Origin of the sequence: Mesorhizobium sp. 1M-11, assembly GCF_001303895.1 — a bacterium.
Taxonomy (GTDB): domain Bacteria; phylum Pseudomonadota; class Alphaproteobacteria; order Rhizobiales; family Rhizobiaceae; genus Mesorhizobium.
On record NZ_LJSD01000058.1, the window covers coordinates 116,435 to 139,506 of the forward strand.

Sequence of the window (23,072 nt, forward strand, 5' to 3'; positions counted from 1 at the left end):
CGTGGTGTGATGGAGATCCGCAGGGACGCTGCGGTGTCAAATCTTGCGGAGGATGGCCGTGAAAAGAGGGTTTCGCCAGATGTTGGACGAGGCCAATGCCGAGATCGAGGCGGTTTCGCCGGACGAGGCGGCGGCGTTGCTGGAGGACGACGGCACAATCTTCATCGACCTGCGCGACCCGCGTGAAGTTGAGCGAAGCGGGCGCATTCCTGGCGCCAAACACTGCACTCGCGGCATGCTGGAATTCTGGATCGACCCGGAGAGCCCTTACCACAAACCCTATTTTGCTTCCGGAAAGAGCTTCGTCTTCTTCTGCGCCGGCGGCTGGCGTTCCGCGCTTGCCACCAAGACCGCGCAGGACATGGGCCTCACGCCGGTCAAACATATCCTCGGCGGCTTCACCGCCTGGAAAGATGCCGGCCTGCCGATCGAAGCGCCTGAAGATAAAAAGTAACCGACCGCCCTCTCGTCAATGCACGAGCTCCGGCCGGGTGCGTTCGGCAACAAAGGTCACCGCTTTCTGGACGACACCGGGATCTGCCAGGATGCGGCGGTGACCCAGGCCGTTCGCCCAATGCAGGCGAACATGGTCTCCGGCGCTGGCGTAGAGATCGGCATGCCGGGCCGATACTTCCTTGTCGTCAGGCGCGTGAATGACAAGGGTTGGAACCGGCATATGGGCGAGCTGGCGGCCTCCCTGGAACTCCTTCAGCGGTCGTCCGGAAAGCTGCTCCACCCGACCCGCCATCTTTGTCTGGGAACGTGGGCCAACGTTGAGCACCTGGCTGAATTCCGCAAACAGGTCCGGTATGGAGCTGGGGGCCGCGATCAGCACAAGTTTTTCGGTGTTGACCGGTAGATATCCCTTCACCGACCCTACCGCCGCGTTGGTCGCAACGGCTCCACCGAAGGAGTGGCCGACAGTGGCGACGAAGGGACCAAACCAGTCGCCGGCGAGCCGCACCGCCTCTACAGCATTGATCATGTTGAGCCGGCGCCCGGAAGAGGCGCCATGGCCAGGCAGATCGAGCGACACCACCCTGTAACCATCTTCCAGAAACCCCTGGATCAGCGAGCGCATGTATTCCGTACGCGACCGCCAACCATGAATGGCGAGAATCGTGCCACGTGATCCCCTGCCCTGGTCCGGACGGAATTCGTGCACGACCACGCAGCCCGCCCTTGTCTTCAGCCTATGATGGCGAGCGCCGGACATGAAATCGGCGGCATGGTCGATAGCGCGGCGTTCGCCGTCGCTCACCTTGTTGACATTGGGCGTGCGGCAGAACACTTCGAACGCGGCGCGGCCGGCAAAGCCGGGTGCAATGCGCTCACCGAGCCCGAACAGGCCGCGGATGACCTTCAAACCAAATGATGCCATAGTGGCGATCCAACAGATTAGTTCAACCGTGAACATGTTAGTTCAAGAATGAACAAAAAACAAGACTTGCCTTGGGACAATCCGCGATTCCGCAACTGGATTGCGCTGGTGCGTGCCGAAAAGGCCGTGGTGGCGGCGCTTACCAAGGCTCTACAGCCTCTCGATCTGAAGATCGCCCAACTCGACATGCTGATGAACCTCTACCGGCATCCCGGCATGTCGCAGCATGATCTCGCGCGCAGGCTGCTGGTGGGACGCTCCAACATCACGATGCTTCTGCCCCAACTGGAGACGCGCGGCCTGGTCACGCGCGAGAACGATGCCAAGGACAAGCGTGTGATGCGGCTATCCCTTACCGAAAGCGGCGAAACACTGCTGATGGAAGCGCTACGGGTTTACACGACGCTGATTGAGCGCGTGATGGCGCAGTCGACAGCTGCCGAATGCGACCGCATGGGTGCCATGATGCTGCGCATCACCGAAGCCATGAAGGTGGACTAGATCCCGCTATCAGGACACGGCATTCAAAACGCGGCCGACGCATTCACCACATCGACTTCTTCGCTCGCTCCGGCCATTCCTTGTCGTAAGTGGTGCCGTCGATGCTCTTGCGGCTGGTGACCTCAAGAATCTGCCCGGGTGTCGGCAGGTTCTTCGGATCGACATGTTTCTCCGCATTCCACAGATCGGAGCGATGAATGGCGCGGGCGCACTGGAAATAGACCGTCTCGACCGCGACGATGGTGACCGACCGTGCCGGTTTTCCCTCCATGGTGAAGGAAGCGCATAATTCGGCATCGGTCGTGATGGAGGCCGTGCCATTCACTCGCAAGGTTGTTCCCGAACCCGGCACGAGAAAGAGCAAACCGACTCGCGGATCGCGGATGATATTCCGCAACGAATCCGCACGGTTGTTGCCACGGCGGTCAGGCATCATCAGCGTCTTCGGATCATGAATGCGCACGAAGCCGGCCAGATCGCCGCGCGGCGAGCAATCGAGCCCCTCCGGCCCCGATGTGGCCAGGGCAACGAAGGGCGAGGCCTCGATAAAGGCGGCGTACTCGGGAATGACGTGATCGAGTTCCTTGACCAGCGATGCTTCGCCAGGCAGCCCATAGAGAGCTTCCAGTTGTTCCACCGTATCTATTCTCGACATCGTCCTTGCTCCATGAAGCCTGCGGCTATCGCAGCCACATGACGGTTTGACGACAGGATCTACCCGGCTAAGGGTCGCGGCCCAGGCCCTTCCCAGTCAATTCATCAAGATAAGCCTGCCAGCGGCTTTCCTTTTCGTGGCCGAGCGTATGCAGGTAGGCCCAGGTGAAAATGCCGGTGTCGTGAAGGTCGTCAAACGTGATGCGAACCGCATAGTTGCCCACCGGTTCGATCTTGAGGATGGCGACCTCGCGTTTGCCGGGGACGGTTACGCGCTGCTCGGCCGAATGGCCCTGTACTTCCGCCGAAGGTGAAAGAACACGCAGCAACTCCGCCGACAGTTCGAATGGCCGGTGATCGGGAAATGTCACCGTCAGCAGCTTGCGGTCCTTGGAGACCCGGAGTTCCTTCGGAGCGGTCATGGACATCCCTTTTAGGTTGGCTCCGACTACGCCTGTTCGTCGGCCTTGGGAAGACCGTAACTCCAGTCCCCATTGGCCCAATGCTGATAGGGATGACGCCCGACGTCTTCGTGCTACGGATCACCACAAGCGTTGGATGTCCCAGACGCGACCTGGTCGTGGTTGCGTCTGACAAACAGCAAGTGATACCAAATGACACCTTTGCCGGGCTTGAAAGATAGTTACCAAGGCCCGACATTCGACTAACGAGTTTTCGATTGCCGAGACTGCGGACTGAAGGCGACAGAATGCAATTTGCCAATCCCATGATCGATCCGTTTGGCCGCACGATCAGCTACCTGCGTGTGTCTGTCACCGACCGCTGCGATTTCCGCTGTGTCTATTGTATGGCCGAGGACATGGCTTTCCTGCCGAAGAGGGATCTTTTGACGCTGGAGGAACTCGACCGGCTCTGCACCATCTTCATTGAAAAGGGCGTTCGCAAGCTGCGTCTCACCGGCGGCGAGCCCCTGGTACGCAAGAACATCATGCATCTGGTGCGCGAACTGTCGCGTCACCTGAAAAGCGGCGCCCTGGAAGAGCTGACATTCACCACCAACGGCTCGCAGCTTGCCCGCTTCGCCGACGAACTGGCTGATTGCGGCGTGCGCCGTATCAACGTCTCGCTGGACACGCTCGACGCCGACAAATTCCACGCCATCACCCGCTGGGGCCATCTCGGCAAGGTGATGGCTGGTATTGATGCCGCACAGGCGGCGGGCATCAAGGTGAAACTCAACGCCGTAGCGTTGAAGGGCTTCAACGACCAGGAAATCCCCGAAATGCTGCGCTGGGCACACGGCCGTGGCATGGACCTGACGCTCATCGAAACCATGCCGATGGGTGAGATCGATGGCGACCGCACCGACCAGTACATGCCGCTGTCGCTGATGCGCGCCGAACTGGAACGCGACTTCACGCTGAAGGATATCCCCTACAAGACCGGTGGCCCTGCCCGCTATGTCGAGGTCGCCGAGACTGGCGGCCGGCTCGGCTTCATCACGCCGATGACGCACAATTTCTGCGAGAGCTGCAACCGCGTGCGGCTGACCTGCACCGGCACGCTTTATATGTGCCTTGGGCAGGAAGATGCCGCCGACCTGCGTTCTCCTTTGCGCGCCTCCGAGGGCAACGAGCTGGTTTCGAACGCCATTGACGAAGCGATCGGCCGCAAGCCGAAGGGCCATGACTTCGTCATCGACCGCCGCACCAATCGGCCGTCCGTATCGCGGCACATGAGCGTCACCGGCGGGTGAGACGCGATCAACCGCTTGGCTTTTTCTAGCCAAGCAGTGAAGTTCAAAGCTCCACCAGAAGACAGGAAGTTGCCAGCGGTCTTTTGATTTCAACATTCGCACGGGTGGCCTCAGCGAGATGCGGATGTCGAAATTGAATCGCCAGGAGGTGAGAACGCGCATGAGCGTCGAAGTTGCCGGTGTCATACTGGCGGGAGGATTGTCGAGCCGCATGGGCGGTGGCGACAAAGGCCTGCTGTCACTGGGAGGCAAATCCGTTCTTGAGTGGGTGACGGCTCAATTCGCCCCACAAGTCGGTCCGCTTGCTCTCAACGCCAATGGCGATCCCGCTCGTTTTTCAAGCTTTCAGCGTCCGATCCTGGTTGACACCGTCGCAGGCTTTCCCGGCCCCCTCGCCGGCATTCTCGCCGGCTTGGAGTGGGCTGCCTCGGAAACGAAGACTTCGACAGTCGTTACCGTTGCTGCCGATACCCCCTTCTTTCCCGAAAACCTGGTTAGCGAGTTGGCTAATGCCGTCGATCACGACACGATCGCGGTGGCCCGCTCTTCGGGCCGCCTGCATCCGACTTTCGCACTCTGGCCAATCGGCCTCCGGGAGCCGTTACGCCACTTCCTCGTCGAGGAAGGAAACCGTCGTGTCTTGTCCTTCATAGAGAGGCATCGCTTCATCGAGGTGGACTTTCCGCTGCTTCCACTGCGCGACGATACGCTCGACCCGTTCTTCAACATCAATACGCCCGCCGATCTCACGGAGGCGGAGCGAATCCTCAAAGAGCTTCCCGCATGAGCAATCGCGTCTTTGGCATCACCGGCTGGAAGAACTCCGGAAAGACGACGCTGACGGAAAAACTGGTGGCCGAACTGGTACGGCGCGGCCGGCGCGTGTCGACCGTGAAGCATGCTCATCACGACTTCGACATCGACAAGGAAGGTGCCGACTCTTTTCGTCATCGCCAGGCCGGCGCCAGCGAAGTCGCAATCGTCTCTGGCCGCCGCTGGGCACTGATGCACGAGTTGCGCGGTGAAGAGGAGCCGAAACTTGCCGACATTCTTGGGAGGCTGGCGCCGGCGGATATCGTCATCGTCGAAGGCTACAAACGCGAGAGCCATTTCAAGATCGAGGCACGGCGCACCGCCGCGAAGGATCGTGCACCGCTTGCGCCATCCGATCCCAGCATCATCGCCGTCGCGGCCGACCACCCTCAGCCGAATGAGACGCTGCCCGTCTTTGACCTCGACGACATCGCTTCGATAGCCGACTTCATCGAAGAGCGAGTCGGCCTAAACCGCTGACCGTGCCGTCGAACGGCAGAAGCTTCCCCAACGATATGCCGAAAAACCCCGTATTTTTGCCGACGCTGAAAGGTATTCTCAGCGGTTTTACAGTTGCTTTCACTTGGCAAAAAGTTCCAGTATTTGGTCCAGCGGGCGGTCAACAGCCCCGCCCGAACGAGCCGCTTGGACAGCGGCCGGGACCAACAGAGAGGATCATCATGCGTATTGCAATGCGTATCGCGCTCGCCACGTCGGCGATCATGCTGGCGTTGGGCGCCGCCCAGGCCCAGGAGAAGGTCGTCAAGATCGGCACCGAAGGTGCCTATCCGCCCTTCAACAACCTGACATCCGACGGCAAGCTCGTCGGCTTCGACATCGATATCGCCCAGGCGCTGTGCGACGAGATGAAGGTCAAGTGCGAATTCGTCGCCCAGGATTGGGATGGTATCATCCCCGCCCTTCAGGCCAACAAGTTCGACGCCATCGTGGCGTCCATGTCGATCACGGACGAGCGCAAGCAGAAGGTCGATTTCACCAACAAATATTACAACACGCCATCCGCTATCGCGGTGTTGAAGGACAGCGCCTTGAAAGGCGTGACCAAGGAAGACCTCGCCGGCAAGACCATCGGCACGCAATCGTCCACCACCCACTTCAACTACGCATCGAAGACCTTCACGGACTCGACCGTCAAGGCCTATCCGACCGCTCAAGAGTACCAGCTCGACCTCGCCAATGGCCGCCTCGATGCGGTCGAGGACGACATCGTCGTTCTCAGCCAGTGGCTCGAAACCCAGGACGGCGCCTGCTGCAAGCTGCTCGGCCAGCCTTCGCCTCAGCCTGTCGAGATCTTCGGTGAAGGTGCAGGAATTGCCATCCGCAAGGGCGACACCGAACTCAAGGACAAGCTGAACGCCGCCATCAAGGCCATCCGGGCCAATGGCAAGTACAAGGAAATCAACGACAAATACTTCAAGTTCGACGTTTTCGGCGCCGATTCCTGATCGTTTGATTGTTGAAATGGAGAAAGGCGGGAAATTCCCGCCTTTCCTGTCCGAACCGGCCGTGTCATGAGGGGATGACGCGACGGGTTTCAAAAGAAGGGGAACAGGCGGGCGCATGCAAAGCGTTTGGACGCTTCTGAGCTGGGGACCGGACGGCTGGTCGGATAACATCTTCAATGGCGTTTTGGTCACGATCGCGCTTGCGATTGCCACCTTGCCTGTCGGACTTGCCATCGGGTTCCTGATTGCGCTGGCCAAGCAATCAAAGGAACCGTCACTTAGACTGGCTGGAAATGTCTACACCACGATCTTTCGTGGCCTCCCGGAACTGTTGACGCTATTTCTGGTTTTCTTCGGCGCCCAGATCGTGCTGCAGAAGATCGTCCAGTTCTTCAATCCGACCGGTACCATTGAGGTCAACGCCTTCGTGTCGGGCATGATCGCGCTTGGTGTCGTCTTTTCTTCCTACGCCAGCGAAGTTTTCCTGTCGGCATTTCGCGCCATTCCGCACGGCCAATATGAAGGCGGTTACGCGGTCGGCCTCAACAAGAGCCAAACCATGCGGCTGGTGGTGCTGCCACAGTTGATCCGGATCGCCCTGCCGGGTCTCGCAAATCTGTGGCTGATCCTGCTCAAGGATACCGCTTTGGTCTCCGCGGTCGGCCTTAACGATATTCTACGAGAAACCGGCGTTGCCGCTCGTGTCACCAAGCATGCTTTCCTTTTCTTCGGCTATGCAGCGCTGATCTATCTGGTGCTCGCCATTATCTCGTCTTTCGGCATCAACGCCATTGAACGAGCGGTTGGTCGTCGGGAGGCCTCGCGATGAGCGCTGCCGACATAGCCGCTGTCGAAAAGCCGCCGGAACCGCCGCGCGGCTGGACCAAGGCGCGCATAACCGGCCACGTCCTCCTGGCTCTCTGGGCGCTTCTGGGCCTGGGATTGGCCTGGTTCCTGGCTTCATCCTGGAACCCCGAACTCATCCAAAAATATGCTCCGGGTTATCTGTCGGGCATCGTCGTTACCTTGAAGCTGGTGGCGATCTCCTGCGTGATTGGCGCCCTGCTGTCGATTCCAATCGCCTATATGCGCATGTCGAAGAACACGGTTCTGTCCGGCATCGCTTATGCCTATGTCTATTTCTTCCGCGGCACGCCGCTGCTTGCCCAGACCTTCCTGATCTACTACGGCCTCGGCTCGTTCCGGCCGCAACTTGAAATGGTCGGCCTGTGGAGCTTCTTCCGCGAGGCCTTCAACTGCGCGGTCTTTGCCTTCGCGCTCAACACGGCAGCCTATCAGGCCGAGATTCTGCGCGGCGCCATCGAAAGTGTGCCAAAGGGACAGTGGGAAGGAGCGGCATCGCTTGGCCTGCACAAATTACAGACGTTGCGCCGGATCATCCTGCCGCAGGCGCTGATCGTGGCGCTTCGCCCCTATGGCAACGAAGTGATCCTGATGATCAAGGGATCGGCCATCGTCGCCATCATCACGGTCTATGATCTGATGGGCATCACACGTTTGACCTATTCGCGCACCTTCGACTTCCAGGCCTACATCTGGGCTGCAATCTTCTACCTGATCATGGTCGAAGTGCTGCGCCACGCGATCGAATGGATCGAGCAGCGCATCACACGTCATCTGCGCCGCTGACCACGGCAAGGCCCTGACTGGACCAACCGCCAAATTGCTCAACGGTGCCGCAATCGGCTAAGACTGCGGCCGCAAGCAATATGAAAGGATCAGACGATGGCAGCGGTTTCGTTCCTGGGACTCGGCGTAATGGGTTACCCGATGGCCGGGCATCTCAAGAACAAGGGCGGTCATGACGTGACCGTCTATAACCGCACCGCCGCCAAGGCCGAGAAATGGGTTGCCGAACATGGTGGCGCGCTGGCGCTCACCCCAAAGCAAGCCGCCGAGGGCAAGGACTTTGTCTTTTCTTGCGTCGGCAATGACGATGACCTGCGCTCCGTCACGATCGGCCCGGATGGCGCCTTTCACGGAATGAAGCGGGGTTCGATCTTCATCGACAACACCACCGCCTCTGCCGAGGTTGCACGCGAACTCGCGGCAGAGGCAGAAAAGCGCGGTTTCTCCTTCCTTGACGCACCCGTCTCAGGCGGACAGGCCGGTGCCGAAAATGGCGTGCTCACCGTCATGGTTGGCGGCACCGACGATGCCTTCGAGAAAGCCAAACCAGTCATTTCCGCCTTTGCCCGCATGGTTGGTTTGATGGGGCCGGTCGGTGCAGGCCAACTCACCAAGATGATCAACCAGATCTGTATCGCAGGCCTTGTTCAGGGTCTCGCCGAAGCCATTCATTTCAGCAAGAAATCGGGGCTCGACGTCGAAAAGGTGGTGGATGTCATCTCCAAGGGTGCGGCCGGTTCCTGGCAGATGGAAAACCGCCACAAGACAATGAATGCCGGCAAATACGATTTCGGCTTCGCGGTCGACTGGATGCGCAAGGATCTCGGCATCTGCCTGGCGGAAGCCGACCGCAATGGCGCGCGATTGCCGGTCACCGCATTGGTCGATCAGTTCTACAAGGACGTTCAAGCGATGGGCGGCAGCCGCTGGGATACCTCCTCGCTGCTCGCACGATTGGAGAAGTAGTCCGCGGAGGGGCTGGTGCATGAACAACCTGTCACCGGCCTCGACCGCCGCGGAAGTCCTTGCTTATCTGTATACCCTTTCCTCCGAAGAGAATCGCCGGGGTATGCAGCGCTTCGGCATCAAGGTGGAGCGGGCGCTGGGCATTCCACATGGCCCCCAGCGCGACATTGCGAGGAAGATCAAGCGCAATCATGAGCGCGCTTTCGAGCTTTGGGGAAGCGGTATCGTCGAAGCGCAGTTCATTGCATCCGCGACGGCGGATCCGAAACGCTTTTCTGTTGATGATGCAAGATCTTGGGCATCGACCTTCGATTCTTGGGACATCGTCGATGGTGTCACTGATCTGTTCGTCGACACTGAACATTGGCAGGCGCTCATCGTTGAATTCGCCGACGATGAACGAGAATTCGTTCGCCGCGCAGCCTTTGCCATGATCGCCTGGGCTTCCGTACATCGCAAAAAGGAACCGGACGTCACGTTTGAAAGCTTGCTGCCGCTGATTGAAAAGCATTCAAAAGACAGCCGCAACTTCGTGAAAAAGGCGGTCAACTGGGCCCTGCGCCAAATTGGTAAACGCTCGATGGCACTGCATGGCCCTGCGCTTGTTTTGGCGGAAAAACTCGCGGCCTCTCAAGACAAGACCGAACGCTGGATCGGTAAAGATGCCGTACGCGAATTGACCAATCCGAAGATATTGGAAAGGCTGGCCAAACGAAAGTAACGCCATGGGTTTGCGTTTCGCCGAAGTGACCAAAGAAACCCGCCCCGATTTCGAAGCTCTGTTCCAGGGCAAGGGCGGACCGAGCTATTGCTGGTGCATGGCATGGCGCGATATGCATACGCGCGAGCATGTTGAGAATGCCGAAAAGAAACGTCTGATGGTGGGGAGGATTGCCGGCGGAACGCCGGTCGGCATCCTGGCCTACGATGCCGACGATCCCATCGGTTGGTGCTCGGTCGCACCACGAGAAACCTATCGGAGGCTTTCGCGCCTGCAGGACGATACCGAACAAGGCATCTGGTCGATTGTCTGCTTCTATGTACCGCGCGCGCGGCGCGGCTCCGGACTTGCGAAGGCGCTGCTAGACGCGGCGGTCGATCATGCCTTCGCAAAGGGCGCTCGGGCGGTTGAAGCTTATCCTGTCGAGCAGGCTTCGCCAAGTTACCGCTTCATGGGCTTCCGTGACATGTTTCTTGCCCGCGGTTTCCTTGAAACCGGCACGGCCGGCTCCCGCAGGCACATCATGCGCCTGACAGCGGCCTGAACAAAATCAAGCCGCGCTCTGGCCAGCCTCGCGGTCGAGCGTCATGTAATCCAGCGGCATTTCAGTGGTGAACTTGATCTGCTCCATCGCAAAGACCGAGGAAACATCGCGGATTTCGATCTTGGCGATCAAACGTTTGTAGAAGGCGTCATAGGCAGCGATATCCGGCACGACGACACGCAGCAGATAGTCGACATCACCGCTCATGCGGTAGAACTCGACCACCTCCGGAAATTCCTGGATCACTTCCGAGAAACGGCGCAGCCATTCATGGCTGTGCGAGTTGGTGCGGATCGACACGAACACCGTCACGCGTGCGTTGATCTTTTCCGGATCGAGCAGCGCGACACGCCGCTTTATGACGCCCTCTTCCTCCAGCTTCTGAATGCGGCGCCAGCACGGCGTCGTTGACAGGCCGACTTTCTTGGCGACGTCAGCAACCGCAAGGGTCGCGTCCTCCTGCAAAAGGCGGAGGATTTTTCTATCAAGGCGATCCATCTTGGGCTCCCGAGGAAAATATTTCCCCATATTCCTTCGAAATTCTGTCACAGACAAGAAAGGAATTCTGCCCAATCGCCGTGAAACGAGTGATAATTTGCGCTGAAATCAATCAATGCGAGAGCGGATTTCCGATTTCAGGAATGGCAGCAACTCCATTTCGAACCAGGGATTCTTTTTCAGCCAGCCAGTGTTACGCCAGGATGGATGCGGCAGCGGCAGCACTTTCGGGCCAGCCGCAGCGTTCCAGATCTTGCGCCAATCGTACACGGTCTCGGTCAGCGAAGCGCGGCGTGCCGCGCCCATATGCCAGCTTTGCGCATAGATACCGATCGTCAGAACCAGTTCAATCTGCGGCATTGCCGCCATGAGTTGCGCACGCCAGGCTGGTGCGCATTCCTTACGCGGCGGCAAATCGGCACCCTTGGCGTCCTGGCCCGGAAAACAGAAGCCCATCGGCACGATGGCGAATTTTTCGGTGTCGTAAAACTCTTCCGAGCTCACACCCAACCAATCGCGCAGCCGGTCGCCGGAAGCGTCGGTGAACGGCAAGCCGGAAAGATGTACCTTCGTGCCCGGTGCCTGGCTGGCCAAGAGAATGCGCGCGGTCGACGACGGCCGCAGCACAGGCCGCGGCTCATGCGGCAAGGGCCTGCCGCTCGGCATTTCGACGCAGATGCGACAAGCCCGCACCCGGGAGACAAGCTGTTCCAATTCAGCCTTCATGCAGTTCAGGCGCTGGCACTTGGTCGTCCCGAGACAGCCTTGTGCCAGCGCTGCACATGCATGCAGTCTTCCGGCATCTGGACCCGGGCGGGTTTCATGAAATCGACCGCGACCAGACCGGTGATGTCGGCCACTGAATAGCTGTCACCGGCGATGAATTCGCGCCCGGCCAACTCCCTGTCGAGCAGGCGCAGGAATTCCACTGCCTTGGGCTTGTTGGCCTCGCCCCATTCGGGAACCTGCGGCACTTCCCATTCCTTCATGGCAGGATGGATGTGCCGGAAGGCCTGCGCCACTGGCGTGAACAGGTTGAACTCCATGCGCCGTTGCCACATCTCGACCGTGGCTCGGCCAAGCGCACCCGTGCCGAACAGAACCGGCTCGGGATGCAATTCCTCGAAATAGCGGCAAATGGCGATGGTCTCGGTGAGCACCGTGCCGTCGTCCAGTTCCAGCACCGGCAGTCGCTGTAGCGGATTGCGGGCAGTGACCGTGTCGCTTCGATGTCCCATTGCCCCCATGTCGACAGGTTCCAGCGGTACGCTCAGCCCCTTCTCGGCCAGGAAGATACGGACCCGACGAGGATTGGGCGCGCGCCCTCCGTCGAACAATTTCATTGCCTGCTCCTGATTGTTTCGTCGGTGCCAACCATAGAACCGGGTTCAGCGGAAGCGAAACAATTCTCGCACGGTGTCACCGACACTCGCCAGCGTCCCATGCTTCGGCTCCACGGCACCGTCATGGGTGCGACGCCAATCGCGCGGCTCCTCGAAACTGCCGGCCCAGATGCCCGCACGCTTCACGCGCGCCGACGCTTCCTCCAATTCATAGTCGCCAAAGGCTACCGCCCAGCCGGCTCGGACCTGCTCGGCATTGAGATCGATATCACCCGCCTTGCAATCACCCAGCAGCCGGTCATAGCGGTCACGCTGCCATCCAATGCATGAAACCGCACGCCCGCCAATCAGTTTTGCCAGCGCCTGTCTCGACAGCTTCCCGCAGGGATAGTCCACCCCATCCTTGCGGCACAGTTGCGTGTATTCCGGCGCATCTATACCCCGAAGGCGAATGCGCTCATTGCCCAGTGTGATCGTATCGCCGTCATTGACGGTCGCCTTCCCGTTTTCCTGGCGTGTCGAAACACGGTCGAACCGCGCCACGATCAGTGCAATCAGTGCCAGGAACAAAAAAGCCAGCGCATAGTCGAAGAACTTGCGCCACGCACTGCGCGGGCGCGGCGGATAAGGCCGCCGCCCGGACCTTTGCGACCACGACCGGCTCATATGGCAAACAAGTTCTTAATCATTCCGCCTTAGCGTCCAGATTGGAGCCGCTGCCCGCGATAACTGAAGTTTCATGCCACTGCTAAGCTCGAACACGGCGGACAAGAACATTGTGGACCGCAGCAAGCCGCATCGCAACAGCGATGTCGCGCGCGCTGTGCGGCGCACGCGCGACCGTCTTTCCCAGCAGGCCGGTATCCCGGATTTCGACCGCGAATTGCTGAAGCTCCACGCTCGCGCGATCGTCAACGGTGCCGCTGCAGTGCCGTTGCTGGTGCTCACCATCGCAATTGCCGGCGTGCTGGCTGGCATGAATGCCGATACGCTGGCATGGGCATTGATCACCATGGGGTGCTATGCGGGCCTCGCTTTCATCGCCCGCCGCATTGACCGCAGCGAAGCTGCAGACATCAAGCCGGCGCCAATCCGCAATGCATTCCTGACTGCTCACGTCGTCAGCGGTCTCGGCTGGGCCTATTTCGCGTCGCTCGGCTGCGGAGCTTGCACCCTGGACCAGTTTTCGGTCATCAAGGCCATTGTGCTGTTGATGGCAATGGCCGCCACCGCGATCATGGCATCCTCGCTGCGTGGCGCATTGCTCGCCACGTTTGCCATCCCCGTCGCTACCTATGCCTATGTCGGCTCCAACGGGTGGATGCCGGCGGAGCCGATCATGGTCGCGCTATTGGTCGTGGCGTTGCCTTTCTTCGCCTATGTGGCGCATCACCTCAACCGCTCTTCAGTGATGCTCCTATCCTTCCGCACAGAGAAGGATTCGCTGATCGCCGAACTCGAAACGGCCAAGGCGATGTCAGATGAGGCGCGTCGGCGGGCAGAAGAAGCCAATCTCGCCAAGTCGCGCTTCCTCGCCTCCATGAGCCATGAGCTGCGCACACCGCTCAATGCCATTCTGGGCTTTTCGGAGGTGATGGCCAATGAGGTGCTGGGGCCGATGGGCAACGACACCTACAAGACCTATGCCTCGGACGTGCATGATTCCGGCCGACACCTGCTCGACCTGATCAACGAAATCCTCGACCTGTCGCGTATCGAGGCGGGCCGTTACCAGCTCAACGAGGAGCCGGTGACGCTTTTGACGATCGTCGAGGATTGTTGCCACATGATGGAATTGCGGGCACGCAACAAGGATATCCGCATCGTCGAGGAATTCGAACACCAATTGCCGCGCCTGTTCGCCGACGAACGGGCGGTACGCCAAATCGCTCTCAATCTTCTGTCCAATGCGGTGAAATTCACGCCGACCGGCGGCGAGGTGCGCGTGCGTGTGGGCTGGACCGCGGGCGGCGGCCAATACGTCTCGATCAAGGACAATGGCCCCGGTATTCCAGCGGATGAAATCCCTGTCGTGTTGTCGGCCTTTGGCCAAGGCTCGATCGCCATCAAGAGCGCGGAACAAGGGACGGGCCTTGGATTGCCCATCGTTCAGGGACTGATGGCCATGCATGGCGGCGAGTTCGAACTCTATTCGAAGCTGCGCGAAGGCACCGAGGCAATTGCCATCTTCCCGCCGACCAGGGTCATGGAACAACTACCCGCGCTGCCGACCAAAATCGCGGCCGGAGGCCGCCGCCGCTAGAGCGTTTCCGTCTTTCTCGGAAACAAGGAACACTTTAACTCTTTGTTTTCACGCAATTCCCGACAGAAAACCGCAGCACGCTTTTCCTAGAATTGCTCTAGTCCAACTAACGAACCGCCGCGGCCATGCCTGAACTGGTCAAGGCCGCGGCCCTGACGAGGCCTGCTGCCAACGCCGCACCAAATCCCTCGCCATGGCTGACGCCAAGATCAAGCAGCGGCTCGAGCCGTAGCAACCTGGCTGCCTCGGCGTGACCGGGCTCCCAGGAAAGGCCGGCAAGCAGGCAATGGTCGAGCGCAGTGGGGTTGGCGGCATGGAGCACTGCCGCTGCAGCGGTCGCGGCAAATCCGTCCAGTACGACCGGAACATTCTGCATCCGTGCTGCCAGGATCGCCCCCGCAATGGCCGCGAATTCACGCCCTCCAACGCGCCGCAGCGCTTCCAGCGGATCCTTCAGATTGCTGCCGTGGAACGACAGCGCAGCATCCACGGCAGCCACCTTGCGCGCTTGCATGGCCTTGTCAGCACCGGAGCCAGGACCAACCCAGTCAGCGCCCTTCCCGCCCAGCACGGCAGCGAGAAGTGCGGCCGCCACCGTGGAATTGCCGACACCGATATCACCCAAACACAGAAGATCGGTCCCGCCCGCCGTTGCTTCCATGCCGAAAGCCATGGTGGCGGCGCAACCGCGCTCGTCGAGCGCAGCTTCCCCGGTGATGTCACCGGTCGAAATGTGCAGGGCGAGATCGAAGACCTTGAGGCCGAGATCATGGGCGATGCAGGCCTGGTTTACTGCTGCACCGCCAGCGGCGCACAGCTCGACGGCATTCGCGGTTGCCGCCACGGGGCGTGGTGAAATGCCTTGCCTGGTCACGCCGTGATTTCCGGCAAAGACTGCCACCAGCGGGCGATTGACCGCCGGCGGCGCCTTGCCGCTCGATGCGGCCAGCCACGCTGCGATGTCCTCCATGCGCCCCAGCGACCCGACCGACTTGTCCGCCTTGGCAAACAGCATGCGCACCCGCTCGCCGGCAGCGTCGTCCACCGGCGGCAGGTTGGCAATCAGGTTGCGGAAATCGTCGAAAGGCAGCGCGCTGGTCATGACAGGTTCCTGTTCGAAGCCGGCAATAGCCGCCCTGCCCGCCCCGCACAACCATATGGGTCACGAAAACGACCCTGGTGTGATTTCGAAATTCGCACGGCGGCCGGCAAGGGTCGCCAGATGGCGACCTTAAGTGGCGCAAGCCCAAGACCTTGCATTGCCACATTCGTTGCACCATGTGGGAGCGTGCCCCTAGGATATTCCCATGACGGCCATCGAATCGCCCTGCATCCTGGTCTGCTCGATCGACATGACGACCGGCTATTGTTTCGGTTGCGGACGCACGCGCGATGAAATCTCGGCATGGCTCGACATGACGCCGGAAACGCGTCGTGCCGTTATGGCCGAACTGCCGGCAAGGCTCGCGACGGTGGAACGCAAGCCGCGCCGCGAAACGCGACGCACGCGCATGGCACGCGAACGCGGCGAGGTGACCTAACGTCTATGAATCGCTCGCTTGTCATCATTCTGGTAATCATTGCGGCCGCGATCGCATTGCTCGCCTACAATGATTCAGCCGGCAGCACATTCGGCTTCCAAAACTACGATTTCGGCAACCTGGTCTGGCTTGGCATCATCGGCGCTGTGATCGGTGCCGGCCTTTTGCGCTCCGGTCAGCCGCTTGGCAGCATGGCGCGCAATCTCGGCACCTGGGCCGTGATCGTGCTGGCGCTGATCGCCGGCTATCAGTACCGCTATGAATTGCAGGATGTGGCCAGCCGTGTCACCGCCGGCCTCGTCCCCGGCAGTCCACTCGCGCTCGGCATGGAAGACGGCCGCGCGACGGTGACGCTCGACAAGGGCAACAACGGCCATTTCCAGGCGCGTATCCTCGTCAACGGCAAGCCGATCGACGCTGTCGTCGATACGGGTGCGACGACAACCGTGCTCACCGCCGAGGATGCCCGCACCGCCGGGATCGACCCGGATGGTTTGAACTACACCGTGCGTGTTTCGACTGCCAACGGCAACGCCAACGCGGCAGCTGTGCGCACCAATGAACTGGCGCTCGGTGGCATTGCAAGGCGCGACATGCCCGTTCTCATCGCCGCGCCCGGCACACTCGGTCAGAGCCTGCTCGGCATGAATTTCATCAGCTCGCTGTCCGGTTTCGACATGCGCGGCGACCGCATGATCCTGCGCGATTGAGGCGCACCAGGCCTCAAGACAGGCTGTGGTTACGCACTACGGCTTAATCTGCTACATGGCGACGCCTCGACAGCGCCGAAGGACCATATCAGCGTGATGCTGCAAACCGTTGAAACGAAAGAAAGCACGCTCTACGGACAGCGCGTGTTCTCCATTGCACCGATGATGGACTGGACGGATTCCCTTATAAAATAAGGGACTGAGACGGAATGTTTACCAAAATTCGTACCAGATTCGGGTAATCCATACGCAAAAAGCCCGGGCAAGCCTCTCCCCGCTTTTGGCTTCACCAGTGGCGCCAGGTGTAAACCCCTGCAATAATCACTAGCGCCCATACGCCAGCTTCAATGTTGTTCAGGCGACGCCTGATCCCTACAAGGTTCAGGTTTGTAACGATGGGGGCATTAGCGCCATCAACGTCTTCCATCTCATGAATGATCACCTGCGCGCGCTTGTCGTGCTGGTCTTGCATTTCCGAGAAAAACACCTGTCTCATCCCCCCAAAAAATCCAAACCAGCAATAGCATGGAAAAGCCCGCCGATGCGCCCACCCAAGAGCAATGACGTCTCATGACAATTGTCGCAATTTATGGATTCACAGGTAGGTACTCTGGAAACGCTGAGTACGACTGGAATAATCCAGCAACTGGGGCGGTTCACAAATGCATGCTCTTTTTGCGGCAAGATTCAGATTCTGGCGAATTTGAAACAGCCATGTCGGAATGCCAGAAGTATGGATTTATCGACATTGAGGATATGCATTACGGCAAGCTACGAATTGAGACTCTCAACACAGACACTTACCGAGGTTTTGCCGAGTTCTACGAGCATGCTCTCAGCGTAGGCAGCGCTCTTATTTTCTATCCGAGCGAACCAGATTAGACTGAGATTAGCCGCTAGCCCGTCTCCCTTTCGAGAGACGGGCCTCGCGCGGCGGGTGTTCCATGGCCCGAAGGCGCATGCCGATTGGCCGCGCTGTTTAAACGGTACGCTCAATTTTACGCCGCAGCCACTTCCTTCAAAGCAGCACCGGCCCCGACGACAAGTAGTCTCGCCTCGGCAGCGCCGCAGATTGTGGCAATCTCTTCAAAGCCCTTCTTGCTGTCACTGATCGCCTCAAGAAGGTCCTGGAATAGCTCGGGGTTGGCGCCCATCATTGCGGCCAGATCCTCTTTGGTTTTGTACATGACGCCAAGTGCGAGGCATGCAGTTTCCAGGTTGCGCCGCGCGTGATCGTAAATGCCCTGCTGAGTGAGCCCAACCCTTGGGTTCCAAGGCTGAAAGTCCATAGCAGCCATTTCATGCAAATCTACATCGCTGGATGGCGTTGCTTGCTTGGCTGAGATGATCGTGGCGATGTTCATGGGGCTTTCCTCATGTGGTGATAAACTCACCATTAACGGTAATTTCATCGCCGATTTGTGTCAACCCTTATTTGGTGATAAATCCACCACATGAGAGATATTCAATGCCGAATGGCGCGCGCAGCGCTTAAATGGACTACGCAGGAGCTTGCCAAAAAAGCTGGCGTAGGCGTCAACACAGTGAATCGCTTCGAAGACGGGCAAGATTCACGCATGAGCAGCGTGGATAAGATGCGGGCCGCTCTCGAAGCAGCCGGCATCGAGTTTATCAACGGCACTGGCGTAAAGCTGCGGGCATGAGCAACAACTGGACGGTTACAAACACAGCCCTTGAAAAGCTTCCCTTGTTCGCAACGGATAAGGAGCTTGCCGTTGCGATCGTCGGGCCGAAACGGGCCGCTGAATGGCTACGCACCATGTTCCCTCGCATCTCGACACTACAAGGATTCCCGAAGTTCGACTCCGCTCATAGCGGATGGCCCGTGATCAAGGTCGCCAAGTTTTATGAAGGATACATTGGCGCGACAGGTCCGGGCATAAACGCCGTCCCTGACGGGAAGGAGAAAGTTTGGATCGGCAAGCGCATCGAGAATCGGATCGACAAAGAAGAACGCTTCCGTGCCGATGGCGTAGAATTCGAAGAGCGTGATTTCGGCCCGCAAACTCCGGAGGTGCAAAAGGCTATCGCCGAATACAGGGCTAAGAAGCGCGCAGAGATAGAGGCGCGAAAAGCTCGTTGACATCCCCTCCCGCCGCCATATCGTGATGACGGGTTAGGGAGGGAATGATGAGTGCAGAAACGAAAGCAGCCGCGCAAGTGATCGGCAACAGCATCCACAGCCGAACAGAAGAAGAATACAGACACCACGTCGCGCGGTCGATTGAGTTGCTATGCCGCGCGATTGAGCATCTCGAAAATAAGATTTCCACCCTCGAGAAGAAGTCTTAGGCGGTCGGCACGACCGGCTCGTAGCCAGAGGCGTCGAGTTCATCAACGCCACGGGTGTACGGCTGCGCGGGTGAAGGCTGATCTCAGCCTAGCAGTCCGAAATATGCACTTTCGCATATTTCCCTGCTGCCAAAATATGCGAAAAGGCATAATCTTTACAATGGGTTGACTCCACTGTCGTCATGTGGATTCCATGGCGTATGACCTCCCGCCCGCTCAAACTTCCTCCTAACCTACCGCCCGCGGTCTCTCACGGACAGAGGCGGCGGCTTACATCGGCATATCGCCTTCGATGTTCGATCTCATGGTGAGGGACGGTCGTATGCCCAAGCCAAAAAGGTGAACAGCAGAACGATTTGGGACTTCAGGCGCGTCGACAAGTTCTTCGACGAGTTGCCGAGCGAAGACGAACCTGATCCGTACGACCAGTGGGAGGTGAACTAGTGCCCCTCAAGCTGCTGAAGCGCGGGAACGTCTGGTACATCCGTGGGACTGTCTGTGGAACGCACGTCTACAGGTCGACAAAGCTGACGGACCAAAAGCTTGCTTCGGCATTAATGGCTCGAACGTCTCGCGAAATCGAGCAAGCGCACGCGTTTGGCGCAGACGTCACAAAGACCTTCAATGATGCGTGCGACGCGTATCTGGCTTCAGACGGCTCCCCTCGCTTTCTTGATCCTCTGCGAAAACACTTCGGAAGGCAGAGACTGAAGGATATATCCCAGCCGGAACTGGATGCCGCGGCTCGCAAACTCTATCCGAATGCCCGCCGCGAGACTTTGAACCGTCAGGTGTATACGCCGTTCATCGCGGTCTGGAATTTCGCTGCGGAGAATGAATGGGCTAGACCACGCAAATGGCGTCGGCCGCGCCGCCCAAGAGGCACAATCGCGATCGTTGGCAGTCAGCGCGCCGGAACCGCACCCATAGATTTTGAGCGAGCCGCCAAGTTTGTCGCCGCAATGTCACCCGCGCCGGGCATGCTGCTTACCGCGCTTTTCTATACCGGGCTGCGGCCGATCGAGGCGTTCGCGCTGAAGGGTTCAGATGTTGACCTGGCAGGCCGCTGGCTTGTCGTGCGCAATTCGAAGACGGGCGAGCCTCGGGGCGTCCCGCTGCATTCGTTCCTGTGTGAATGGCTTGCGCCTCTCGTTGATCGAGCAAAGGCTGATCGCGGAGCGGTGTTCCGGACACCACGCAACAAACCATACACCTCCGTGCAAGGGGGCGGCGGTGGCTTAAAGTCTGCCATCGACGGTGCGCGTCGACGCAGCGGAATAAATGACGTGTCGCCGTATACAGCCCGCCACACATGTTCGACCGGGCTAGTTATTGCCGGCGTTCACCCGCACATCAAGGACCAGATTTTAGGTCATGCGGCTGACGACATGAGCCGCCATTACACCAATGTGCCGCAAGCTCCGTTGATTGAAGCTATCGACAAATTGCCCGTACCGCCGGTGTGGCGATCCCTGCCCTGGCTGAAGAATCCGTTGGCGTGGTCTAGCAGGTTGGCAGAGGGCACTGGCAAGAGGAATGACCTCTTATGAACCCTCGCCATGTTAAAGCACCGGGCCTCGTCTGGATGAGGCGCAGGGCAACTTTCACGCCCTACTGGATCGCGTGTGTTTCGGCGTGGAATAAGGACCCCGTTTCAGGGGTGACCGGCGTCCAAAAAGGACCCCTGTAACGCAGGGTTGTCACACTGCCTTCGGTTTCATCGGGGGCATTTGTTTTGGATGTTGGTTGTGGAGACGATTGCGAAGATACGTCGGCTTTCGCTGGTCCAGGGGAAGTCGATCAAGGAGATCTGCCGCGAGTTGAGGATATCGCGGAAGGTTGTCCGGAAGGTGCTGCGGTCGAACGCGACGGAGTTCCGTTACGAGCGTGAGCATCAGCCGATGCCAAAGATCGGCCCCTGGCAGGATCAGCTCGACGGGCTTTTAGGTGGCAATCACGGCAAGGCGGGGCGCGAGCGGCTAACGCTGATCCGAATCTTTGAGGAGCTCCGCGGTCTCGGATACGACGGCAGCTACGACGCGGTTCGCCGATACGCCAAGAGCTGGGCGAAGGCGCAGGGATCAGCGACGGCGGAAGCCTATGTGCCGTTGTTCTTCGCGCCGGGTGAAGCCTACCAGTTCGACTGGAGCCACGAGATCGTCCTCATCAATGGCGTGACTGTGACCGTGAAGGTTGCCCATGTCCGGCTTTGCCACAGCCGCATGATGTTCGTCAGAGCCTATCCGCGCGAGACGCAGGAGATGGTGTTCGACGCGCACGACCGGGCCTTCGCCTTCTTTGGCGGCACCTGCACGCGCGGCATCTACGACAACATGAAGACGGCGGTTGAGACGGTATTCGTCGGCAAGGACCGGCAATACAATCGCCGCTTCCTGCAGATGTGCAGCCATTATCTGGTGCAGCCGGTCGCCTGCACGCCGGCGTCGGGCTGGGAGAAGGGTCAAGTCGAGAACCAGGTCGGGCTGGTGCGCGAGCGCTTCTTCACGCCGCGGCTGCGCTTCAAATCCTATGAGGAACTCAACGCCTGGCTGCTCGACAAATGCATCGCCTACACCAAGACGCACCGTCATATCGATCAGCCGGAGCGCACGATCTGGGAGGTGTTCGAGGAGGAGCGCGGCAAACTTGTCGAGTATCGCGGCCCCTTCGACGGCTTCCACACGGTCCCCGCCTCGGTATCGAAGACCTGCACGGTGCGCTTCGACAACAACAAATACTCGGTGCTGTCGACTGCCGTGGGCCGACCGGTCGAGATCCAGGCCTATGCCAGCAGGATCGTCATCCGGCAGGATGGCGTTGTCGTCGCCGAACACGCCCGTTCGTTCGGGCGCGGTGAGACCATTTACGATCCCTGGCACTATGTCCCCGTGCTCGCCCGCAAGCCCGGCGCATTGCGCAATGGCGCGCCGTTCCAGGACTGGGTTCTGCCCTCGGCGATGGAGCGGACCCGGCGCCGACTGAAGTCCTCGGATGACGGTGATCGCCAGATGGTGGCGATCCTGGCTGCGGTGTTGACCGACGGGATCGATGCCGTGGAGGCCGCCTGCCAAGAGGCGCTCGACCAGAACGTCTGCTCGTCAGCTGTCATCATCAACATTCTGGCGCGGCGGCGCGATCCGGCGCCAGCCATCACCATTCTCACCCCGGACGCTCTTCGCCTGCGCCATGAGCCGCAGGCCGACTGTGCCCGCTACGACAGCCTCAGGAGGGCAAGCTGATGGAACGCACGCAGGTTCTGGATCTGATGGGAACGTTGAAGCTCTACGGCATGCGCAGTGCCTATGACGAGGTTATGGCGACCGGCATCAAGCGCCAGCACGAGCCGCCGAGGATCGTCGGCGATCTGCTGTCGGCCGAGATCGCCGAGAAGCAGGCGCGCTCCATCAAATACCAGCTCACCGTCGCAAAGCTGCCGATCGCCAAGGACATCGAGGAGTTCGACTTCGACGGCACGCCGGTCAACGAGGTGCTGGTCAGGGACCTTGCCAACGGCACCTTCGTCGCCGACCAGCGTAACGCCGTTCTCATCGGCGGCACCGGAACCGGCAAGTCACATCTGGCGATTGCCCTTGCCCGATCCCTCATCCGCAACGGGACGCGCGGTCGCTTCTTCAATGTCGTTGATCTCGTCAACCGGCTCGAGACCGAGCACCGCGGTGGCAAGCAGGGCCGTATCGCTGACTACCTGACCCGATTGGACTTCGTCGTCCTCGACGAACTCGGCTATCTGCCCTTCGCGCAAGCCGGCGGGCAGTTGCTCTTCCACCTGATCAGCAGGCTCTACGAGCGCACCTCGATCATCGTCACCACCAATCTGGCGTTCGGCGAATGGCCCGCTGTCTTCGGCGACGCCAAGATGACGACGGCGCTGCTCGACCGGCTCACCCATCACTGCGAGATCATCGAGACCGGAAACGAATCCTGGCGATTCAAGAACCGCGCCTGATCACCCCATAACGCCGATCCGCGC

At 59.6% G+C, this 23,072-nt stretch carries 30 protein-coding genes and 1 pseudogene; 21 read left to right on the plus strand and 10 right to left on the minus strand.

The window, feature by feature from the left end; translation table 11 throughout:
- Positions 1-58 precede the first annotated feature (58 nt).
- On the plus strand, positions 59-454 hold the full coding sequence (locus AO692_RS26230) for a rhodanese-like domain-containing protein (protein WP_082407567.1): 396 nt from the start codon (positions 59-61) through the stop codon (positions 452-454).
- A 15-nt stretch (positions 455-469) separates the two neighbouring features.
- Here the strand turns inward: AO692_RS26230 and AO692_RS26235 are convergent, their stop codons facing one another.
- A complete protein-coding gene (locus AO692_RS26235) occupies positions 470-1,381 on the minus strand; it encodes an alpha/beta fold hydrolase (protein WP_054313014.1) in 912 nt (303 codons plus the stop codon).
- Between the two features lie 48 nt (positions 1,382-1,429).
- Between AO692_RS26235 and AO692_RS26240 the strand changes: the two genes are divergently transcribed.
- Positions 1,430-1,882, plus strand: a complete 453-nt coding sequence (locus AO692_RS26240) for a MarR family transcriptional regulator (RefSeq protein WP_054313015.1) — start codon at positions 1,430-1,432, stop codon at positions 1,880-1,882.
- Between the two features lie 43 nt (positions 1,883-1,925).
- Here the strand turns inward: AO692_RS26240 and AO692_RS26245 are convergent, their stop codons facing one another.
- Positions 1,926-2,537, minus strand: a complete 612-nt coding sequence (locus AO692_RS26245; RefSeq protein ID WP_054313016.1) for a pyridoxamine 5'-phosphate oxidase family protein — start codon at positions 2,535-2,537, stop codon at positions 1,926-1,928.
- Between the two features lie 67 nt (positions 2,538-2,604).
- Positions 2,605-2,964, minus strand: a complete 360-nt coding sequence (locus AO692_RS26250; RefSeq protein ID WP_200911786.1) for a DUF971 domain-containing protein — start codon at positions 2,962-2,964, stop codon at positions 2,605-2,607.
- Positions 2,965-3,245: 281 nt separating this feature from the next.
- Between AO692_RS26250 and moaA the strand changes: the two genes are divergently transcribed.
- The 9 genes from moaA (at position 3,246) to AO692_RS26295 (ending at position 10,413) form a co-directional block, all read left to right on the plus strand.
- The gene (moaA, locus tag AO692_RS26255) at positions 3,246-4,253 is read left to right on the plus strand and encodes a GTP 3',8-cyclase MoaA (RefSeq protein WP_082407565.1); all 1,008 of its coding nucleotides are present in this window, start codon (positions 3,246-3,248) and stop codon (positions 4,251-4,253) included.
- A 160-nt stretch (positions 4,254-4,413) separates the two neighbouring features.
- The gene (gene mobA / locus AO692_RS26260; RefSeq protein WP_054313046.1) at positions 4,414-5,040 is read left to right on the plus strand and encodes a molybdenum cofactor guanylyltransferase MobA; all 627 of its coding nucleotides are present in this window, start codon (positions 4,414-4,416) and stop codon (positions 5,038-5,040) included.
- Positions 5,037-5,546: a molybdopterin-guanine dinucleotide biosynthesis protein B gene (mobB, locus tag AO692_RS26265; protein ID WP_054313017.1), complete on the plus strand. Its 510-nt coding sequence runs from the start codon at positions 5,037-5,039 to the stop codon at positions 5,544-5,546. Before mobA ends, mobB begins: the two co-directional genes overlap by 4 nt.
- A 200-nt stretch (positions 5,547-5,746) precedes the next feature.
- A complete protein-coding gene (locus AO692_RS26270; RefSeq protein ID WP_054313018.1) occupies positions 5,747-6,532 on the plus strand; it encodes an ABC transporter substrate-binding protein in 786 nt (261 codons plus the stop codon).
- A 115-nt stretch (positions 6,533-6,647) separates the two neighbouring features.
- Positions 6,648-7,361: an ABC transporter permease gene (locus tag AO692_RS26275; protein WP_054313019.1), complete on the plus strand. Its 714-nt coding sequence runs from the start codon at positions 6,648-6,650 to the stop codon at positions 7,359-7,361.
- Entirely contained in the window at positions 7,358-8,182 is an 825-nt protein-coding gene (locus AO692_RS26280) for an ABC transporter permease (protein ID WP_054313020.1), read from the plus strand. The genes AO692_RS26275 and AO692_RS26280 overlap by 4 nt, the downstream gene beginning before the upstream one ends.
- 96 nt (positions 8,183-8,278) lie before the next feature.
- On the plus strand, positions 8,279-9,148 hold the full coding sequence (locus AO692_RS26285; protein WP_054313021.1) for an NAD(P)-dependent oxidoreductase: 870 nt from the start codon (positions 8,279-8,281) through the stop codon (positions 9,146-9,148).
- Positions 9,149-9,167: 19 nt separating this feature from the next.
- Positions 9,168-9,869 carry a DNA alkylation repair protein gene (locus tag AO692_RS26290; RefSeq protein WP_054313022.1) on the plus strand — a complete coding sequence of 234 codons (702 nt, stop codon included), beginning with the start codon at positions 9,168-9,170 and terminating at the stop codon, positions 9,867-9,869.
- 4 nt (positions 9,870-9,873) lie between these two features.
- The gene (locus tag AO692_RS26295; protein ID WP_054313023.1) at positions 9,874-10,413 is read left to right on the plus strand and encodes a GNAT family N-acetyltransferase; all 540 of its coding nucleotides are present in this window, start codon (positions 9,874-9,876) and stop codon (positions 10,411-10,413) included.
- Between the two features lie 6 nt (positions 10,414-10,419).
- On the opposite strand, the gene AO692_RS26300 is transcribed toward AO692_RS26295, so the two are convergent.
- The 4 genes from AO692_RS26300 to AO692_RS26315 all read right to left on the minus strand — a co-directional run bounded on the left by AO692_RS26300 (position 10,420) and on the right by AO692_RS26315 (position 12,920).
- A complete protein-coding gene (locus tag AO692_RS26300; RefSeq protein ID WP_054313024.1) occupies positions 10,420-10,911 on the minus strand; it encodes an Lrp/AsnC family transcriptional regulator in 492 nt (163 codons plus the stop codon).
- A 108-nt stretch (positions 10,912-11,019) separates the two neighbouring features.
- Positions 11,020-11,637 carry a uracil-DNA glycosylase family protein gene (locus AO692_RS26305; RefSeq protein ID WP_152979976.1) on the minus strand — a complete coding sequence of 206 codons (618 nt, stop codon included), beginning with the start codon at positions 11,635-11,637 and terminating at the stop codon, positions 11,020-11,022.
- 5 nt (positions 11,638-11,642) lie between these two features.
- Complete coding sequence (locus AO692_RS26310) at positions 11,643-12,254, minus strand: glutathione S-transferase (protein ID WP_054313026.1); 612 nt, start codon at positions 12,252-12,254, stop codon at positions 11,643-11,645.
- 45 nt (positions 12,255-12,299) lie between these two features.
- The gene (locus tag AO692_RS26315) at positions 12,300-12,920 is read right to left on the minus strand and encodes a thermonuclease family protein (RefSeq protein WP_054313027.1); all 621 of its coding nucleotides are present in this window, start codon (positions 12,918-12,920) and stop codon (positions 12,300-12,302) included.
- A gap of 73 nt (positions 12,921-12,993) precedes the next feature.
- Here AO692_RS26315 and AO692_RS26320 point away from each other — a divergent pair, with 73 nt between their 5' ends.
- Positions 12,994-14,517, plus strand: a complete 1,524-nt coding sequence (locus AO692_RS26320; RefSeq protein WP_054313028.1) for a HAMP domain-containing sensor histidine kinase — start codon at positions 12,994-12,996, stop codon at positions 14,515-14,517.
- A gap of 106 nt (positions 14,518-14,623) precedes the next feature.
- On the opposite strand, the gene AO692_RS26325 is transcribed toward AO692_RS26320, so the two are convergent.
- A complete protein-coding gene (locus AO692_RS26325) occupies positions 14,624-15,619 on the minus strand; it encodes a nicotinate-nucleotide--dimethylbenzimidazole phosphoribosyltransferase (protein ID WP_054313029.1) in 996 nt (331 codons plus the stop codon).
- Positions 15,620-15,824: 205 nt separating this feature from the next.
- On the opposite strand from AO692_RS26325, the gene AO692_RS26330 reads away from it, so the two are divergent.
- Positions 15,825-16,058, plus strand: coding sequence for a DUF1289 domain-containing protein (locus AO692_RS26330; RefSeq protein ID WP_054313030.1), 234 nt, complete (start codon positions 15,825-15,827; stop codon positions 16,056-16,058).
- Between the two features lie 5 nt (positions 16,059-16,063).
- On the plus strand, positions 16,064-16,768 hold the full coding sequence (locus tag AO692_RS26335; protein ID WP_054313031.1) for a TIGR02281 family clan AA aspartic protease: 705 nt from the start codon (positions 16,064-16,066) through the stop codon (positions 16,766-16,768).
- A gap of 286 nt (positions 16,769-17,054) precedes the next feature.
- On the opposite strand, the gene AO692_RS26340 is transcribed toward AO692_RS26335, so the two are convergent.
- The gene (locus AO692_RS26340; RefSeq protein WP_054313032.1) at positions 17,055-17,264 is read right to left on the minus strand and encodes a hypothetical protein; all 210 of its coding nucleotides are present in this window, start codon (positions 17,262-17,264) and stop codon (positions 17,055-17,057) included.
- Between the two features lie 74 nt (positions 17,265-17,338).
- Here AO692_RS26340 and AO692_RS32945 point away from each other — a divergent pair, with 74 nt between their 5' ends.
- The gene (locus AO692_RS32945) at positions 17,339-17,650 is read left to right on the plus strand and encodes a hypothetical protein (protein WP_152979977.1); all 312 of its coding nucleotides are present in this window, start codon (positions 17,339-17,341) and stop codon (positions 17,648-17,650) included.
- A gap of 116 nt (positions 17,651-17,766) precedes the next feature.
- Here the strand turns inward: AO692_RS32945 and AO692_RS26345 are convergent, their stop codons facing one another.
- Positions 17,767-18,132, minus strand: coding sequence for a hypothetical protein (locus AO692_RS26345; RefSeq protein ID WP_054313033.1), 366 nt, complete (start codon positions 18,130-18,132; stop codon positions 17,767-17,769).
- Between the two features lie 111 nt (positions 18,133-18,243).
- Here AO692_RS26345 and AO692_RS26350 point away from each other — a divergent pair, with 111 nt between their 5' ends.
- From AO692_RS26350 to istB, 6 genes and pseudogenes are all read left to right on the plus strand, one after another.
- Positions 18,244-18,432 (plus strand): helix-turn-helix transcriptional regulator, encoded by a 189-nt coding sequence (locus AO692_RS26350; RefSeq protein WP_054313034.1) that lies wholly within the window; start codon positions 18,244-18,246, stop codon positions 18,430-18,432.
- Positions 18,429-18,872, plus strand: coding sequence for a hypothetical protein (locus AO692_RS33520; RefSeq protein ID WP_200911787.1), 444 nt, complete (start codon positions 18,429-18,431; stop codon positions 18,870-18,872). The genes AO692_RS26350 and AO692_RS33520 overlap by 4 nt, the downstream gene beginning before the upstream one ends.
- 47 nt (positions 18,873-18,919) lie before the next feature.
- Positions 18,920-19,081, plus strand: a complete 162-nt coding sequence (locus AO692_RS33220; RefSeq protein WP_161808132.1) for a hypothetical protein — start codon at positions 18,920-18,922, stop codon at positions 19,079-19,081.
- A gap of 443 nt (positions 19,082-19,524) precedes the next feature.
- Positions 19,525-20,631, plus strand: a complete 1,107-nt coding sequence (locus AO692_RS26360) for a site-specific integrase (protein ID WP_054313035.1) — start codon at positions 19,525-19,527, stop codon at positions 20,629-20,631.
- Positions 20,632-20,820: 189 nt separating this feature from the next.
- A pseudogene (gene istA, locus AO692_RS26365) lies at positions 20,821-22,387 on the plus strand (IS21 family transposase).
- Positions 22,320-23,048: an IS21-like element helper ATPase IstB gene (gene istB, locus AO692_RS26370; protein ID WP_054308547.1), complete on the plus strand. Its 729-nt coding sequence runs from the start codon at positions 22,320-22,322 to the stop codon at positions 23,046-23,048. The pseudogene istA and the gene istB overlap by 68 nt, the downstream one beginning before the upstream one ends.
- The last annotated feature ends 24 nt before the right edge of the window (positions 23,049-23,072 follow it).

Excerpts from the sequence above, each read along its gene's own strand:
- AO692_RS26235 (WP_054313014.1), bottom strand. The coding sequence starts at position 1,381 with ATGGCATCATTTGGTTTGAAGGTCATCCGCGGCCTGTTCGGGCTCGGT.
- AO692_RS26240 (WP_054313015.1), top strand. The coding sequence starts at position 1,430 with ATGAACAAAAAACAAGACTTGCCTTGGGACAATCCGCGATTCCGCAAC.
- AO692_RS26245 (WP_054313016.1), bottom strand. The coding sequence starts at position 2,537 with ATGTCGAGAATAGATACGGTGGAACAACTGGAAGCTCTCTATGGGCTG.
- AO692_RS26250 (WP_200911786.1), bottom strand. The coding sequence starts at position 2,964 with ATGTCCATGACCGCTCCGAAGGAACTCCGGGTCTCCAAGGACCGCAAG.
- moaA (WP_082407565.1), top strand. The coding sequence starts at position 3,246 with ATGCAATTTGCCAATCCCATGATCGATCCGTTTGGCCGCACGATCAGC.
- mobA (WP_054313046.1), top strand. The coding sequence starts at position 4,414 with ATGAGCGTCGAAGTTGCCGGTGTCATACTGGCGGGAGGATTGTCGAGC.
- mobB (WP_054313017.1), top strand. The coding sequence starts at position 5,037 with ATGAGCAATCGCGTCTTTGGCATCACCGGCTGGAAGAACTCCGGAAAG.
- AO692_RS26270 (WP_054313018.1), top strand. The coding sequence starts at position 5,747 with ATGCGTATTGCAATGCGTATCGCGCTCGCCACGTCGGCGATCATGCTG.
- AO692_RS26275 (WP_054313019.1), top strand. The coding sequence starts at position 6,648 with ATGCAAAGCGTTTGGACGCTTCTGAGCTGGGGACCGGACGGCTGGTCG.
- AO692_RS26280 (WP_054313020.1), top strand. The coding sequence starts at position 7,358 with ATGAGCGCTGCCGACATAGCCGCTGTCGAAAAGCCGCCGGAACCGCCG.
- AO692_RS26285 (WP_054313021.1), top strand. The coding sequence starts at position 8,279 with ATGGCAGCGGTTTCGTTCCTGGGACTCGGCGTAATGGGTTACCCGATG.
- AO692_RS26290 (WP_054313022.1), top strand. The coding sequence starts at position 9,168 with ATGAACAACCTGTCACCGGCCTCGACCGCCGCGGAAGTCCTTGCTTAT.
- AO692_RS26295 (WP_054313023.1), top strand. The coding sequence starts at position 9,874 with ATGGGTTTGCGTTTCGCCGAAGTGACCAAAGAAACCCGCCCCGATTTC.
- AO692_RS26300 (WP_054313024.1), bottom strand. The coding sequence starts at position 10,911 with ATGGATCGCCTTGATAGAAAAATCCTCCGCCTTTTGCAGGAGGACGCG.
- AO692_RS26305 (WP_152979976.1), bottom strand. The coding sequence starts at position 11,637 with ATGAAGGCTGAATTGGAACAGCTTGTCTCCCGGGTGCGGGCTTGTCGC.
- AO692_RS26310 (WP_054313026.1), bottom strand. The coding sequence starts at position 12,254 with ATGAAATTGTTCGACGGAGGGCGCGCGCCCAATCCTCGTCGGGTCCGT.
- AO692_RS26315 (WP_054313027.1), bottom strand. The coding sequence starts at position 12,920 with ATGAGCCGGTCGTGGTCGCAAAGGTCCGGGCGGCGGCCTTATCCGCCG.
- AO692_RS26320 (WP_054313028.1), top strand. The coding sequence starts at position 12,994 with ATGCCACTGCTAAGCTCGAACACGGCGGACAAGAACATTGTGGACCGC.
- AO692_RS26325 (WP_054313029.1), bottom strand. The coding sequence starts at position 15,619 with ATGACCAGCGCGCTGCCTTTCGACGATTTCCGCAACCTGATTGCCAAC.
- AO692_RS26330 (WP_054313030.1), top strand. The coding sequence starts at position 15,825 with ATGACGGCCATCGAATCGCCCTGCATCCTGGTCTGCTCGATCGACATG.
- AO692_RS26335 (WP_054313031.1), top strand. The coding sequence starts at position 16,064 with ATGAATCGCTCGCTTGTCATCATTCTGGTAATCATTGCGGCCGCGATC.
- AO692_RS26340 (WP_054313032.1), bottom strand. The coding sequence starts at position 17,264 with ATGAGACAGGTGTTTTTCTCGGAAATGCAAGACCAGCACGACAAGCGC.
- AO692_RS32945 (WP_152979977.1), top strand. The coding sequence starts at position 17,339 with ATGACAATTGTCGCAATTTATGGATTCACAGGTAGGTACTCTGGAAAC.
- AO692_RS26345 (WP_054313033.1), bottom strand. The coding sequence starts at position 18,132 with ATGAACATCGCCACGATCATCTCAGCCAAGCAAGCAACGCCATCCAGC.
- AO692_RS26350 (WP_054313034.1), top strand. The coding sequence starts at position 18,244 with ATGGCGCGCGCAGCGCTTAAATGGACTACGCAGGAGCTTGCCAAAAAA.
- AO692_RS33520 (WP_200911787.1), top strand. The coding sequence starts at position 18,429 with ATGAGCAACAACTGGACGGTTACAAACACAGCCCTTGAAAAGCTTCCC.
- AO692_RS33220 (WP_161808132.1), top strand. The coding sequence starts at position 18,920 with ATGAGTGCAGAAACGAAAGCAGCCGCGCAAGTGATCGGCAACAGCATC.
- istB (WP_054308547.1), top strand. The coding sequence starts at position 22,320 with ATGGAACGCACGCAGGTTCTGGATCTGATGGGAACGTTGAAGCTCTAC.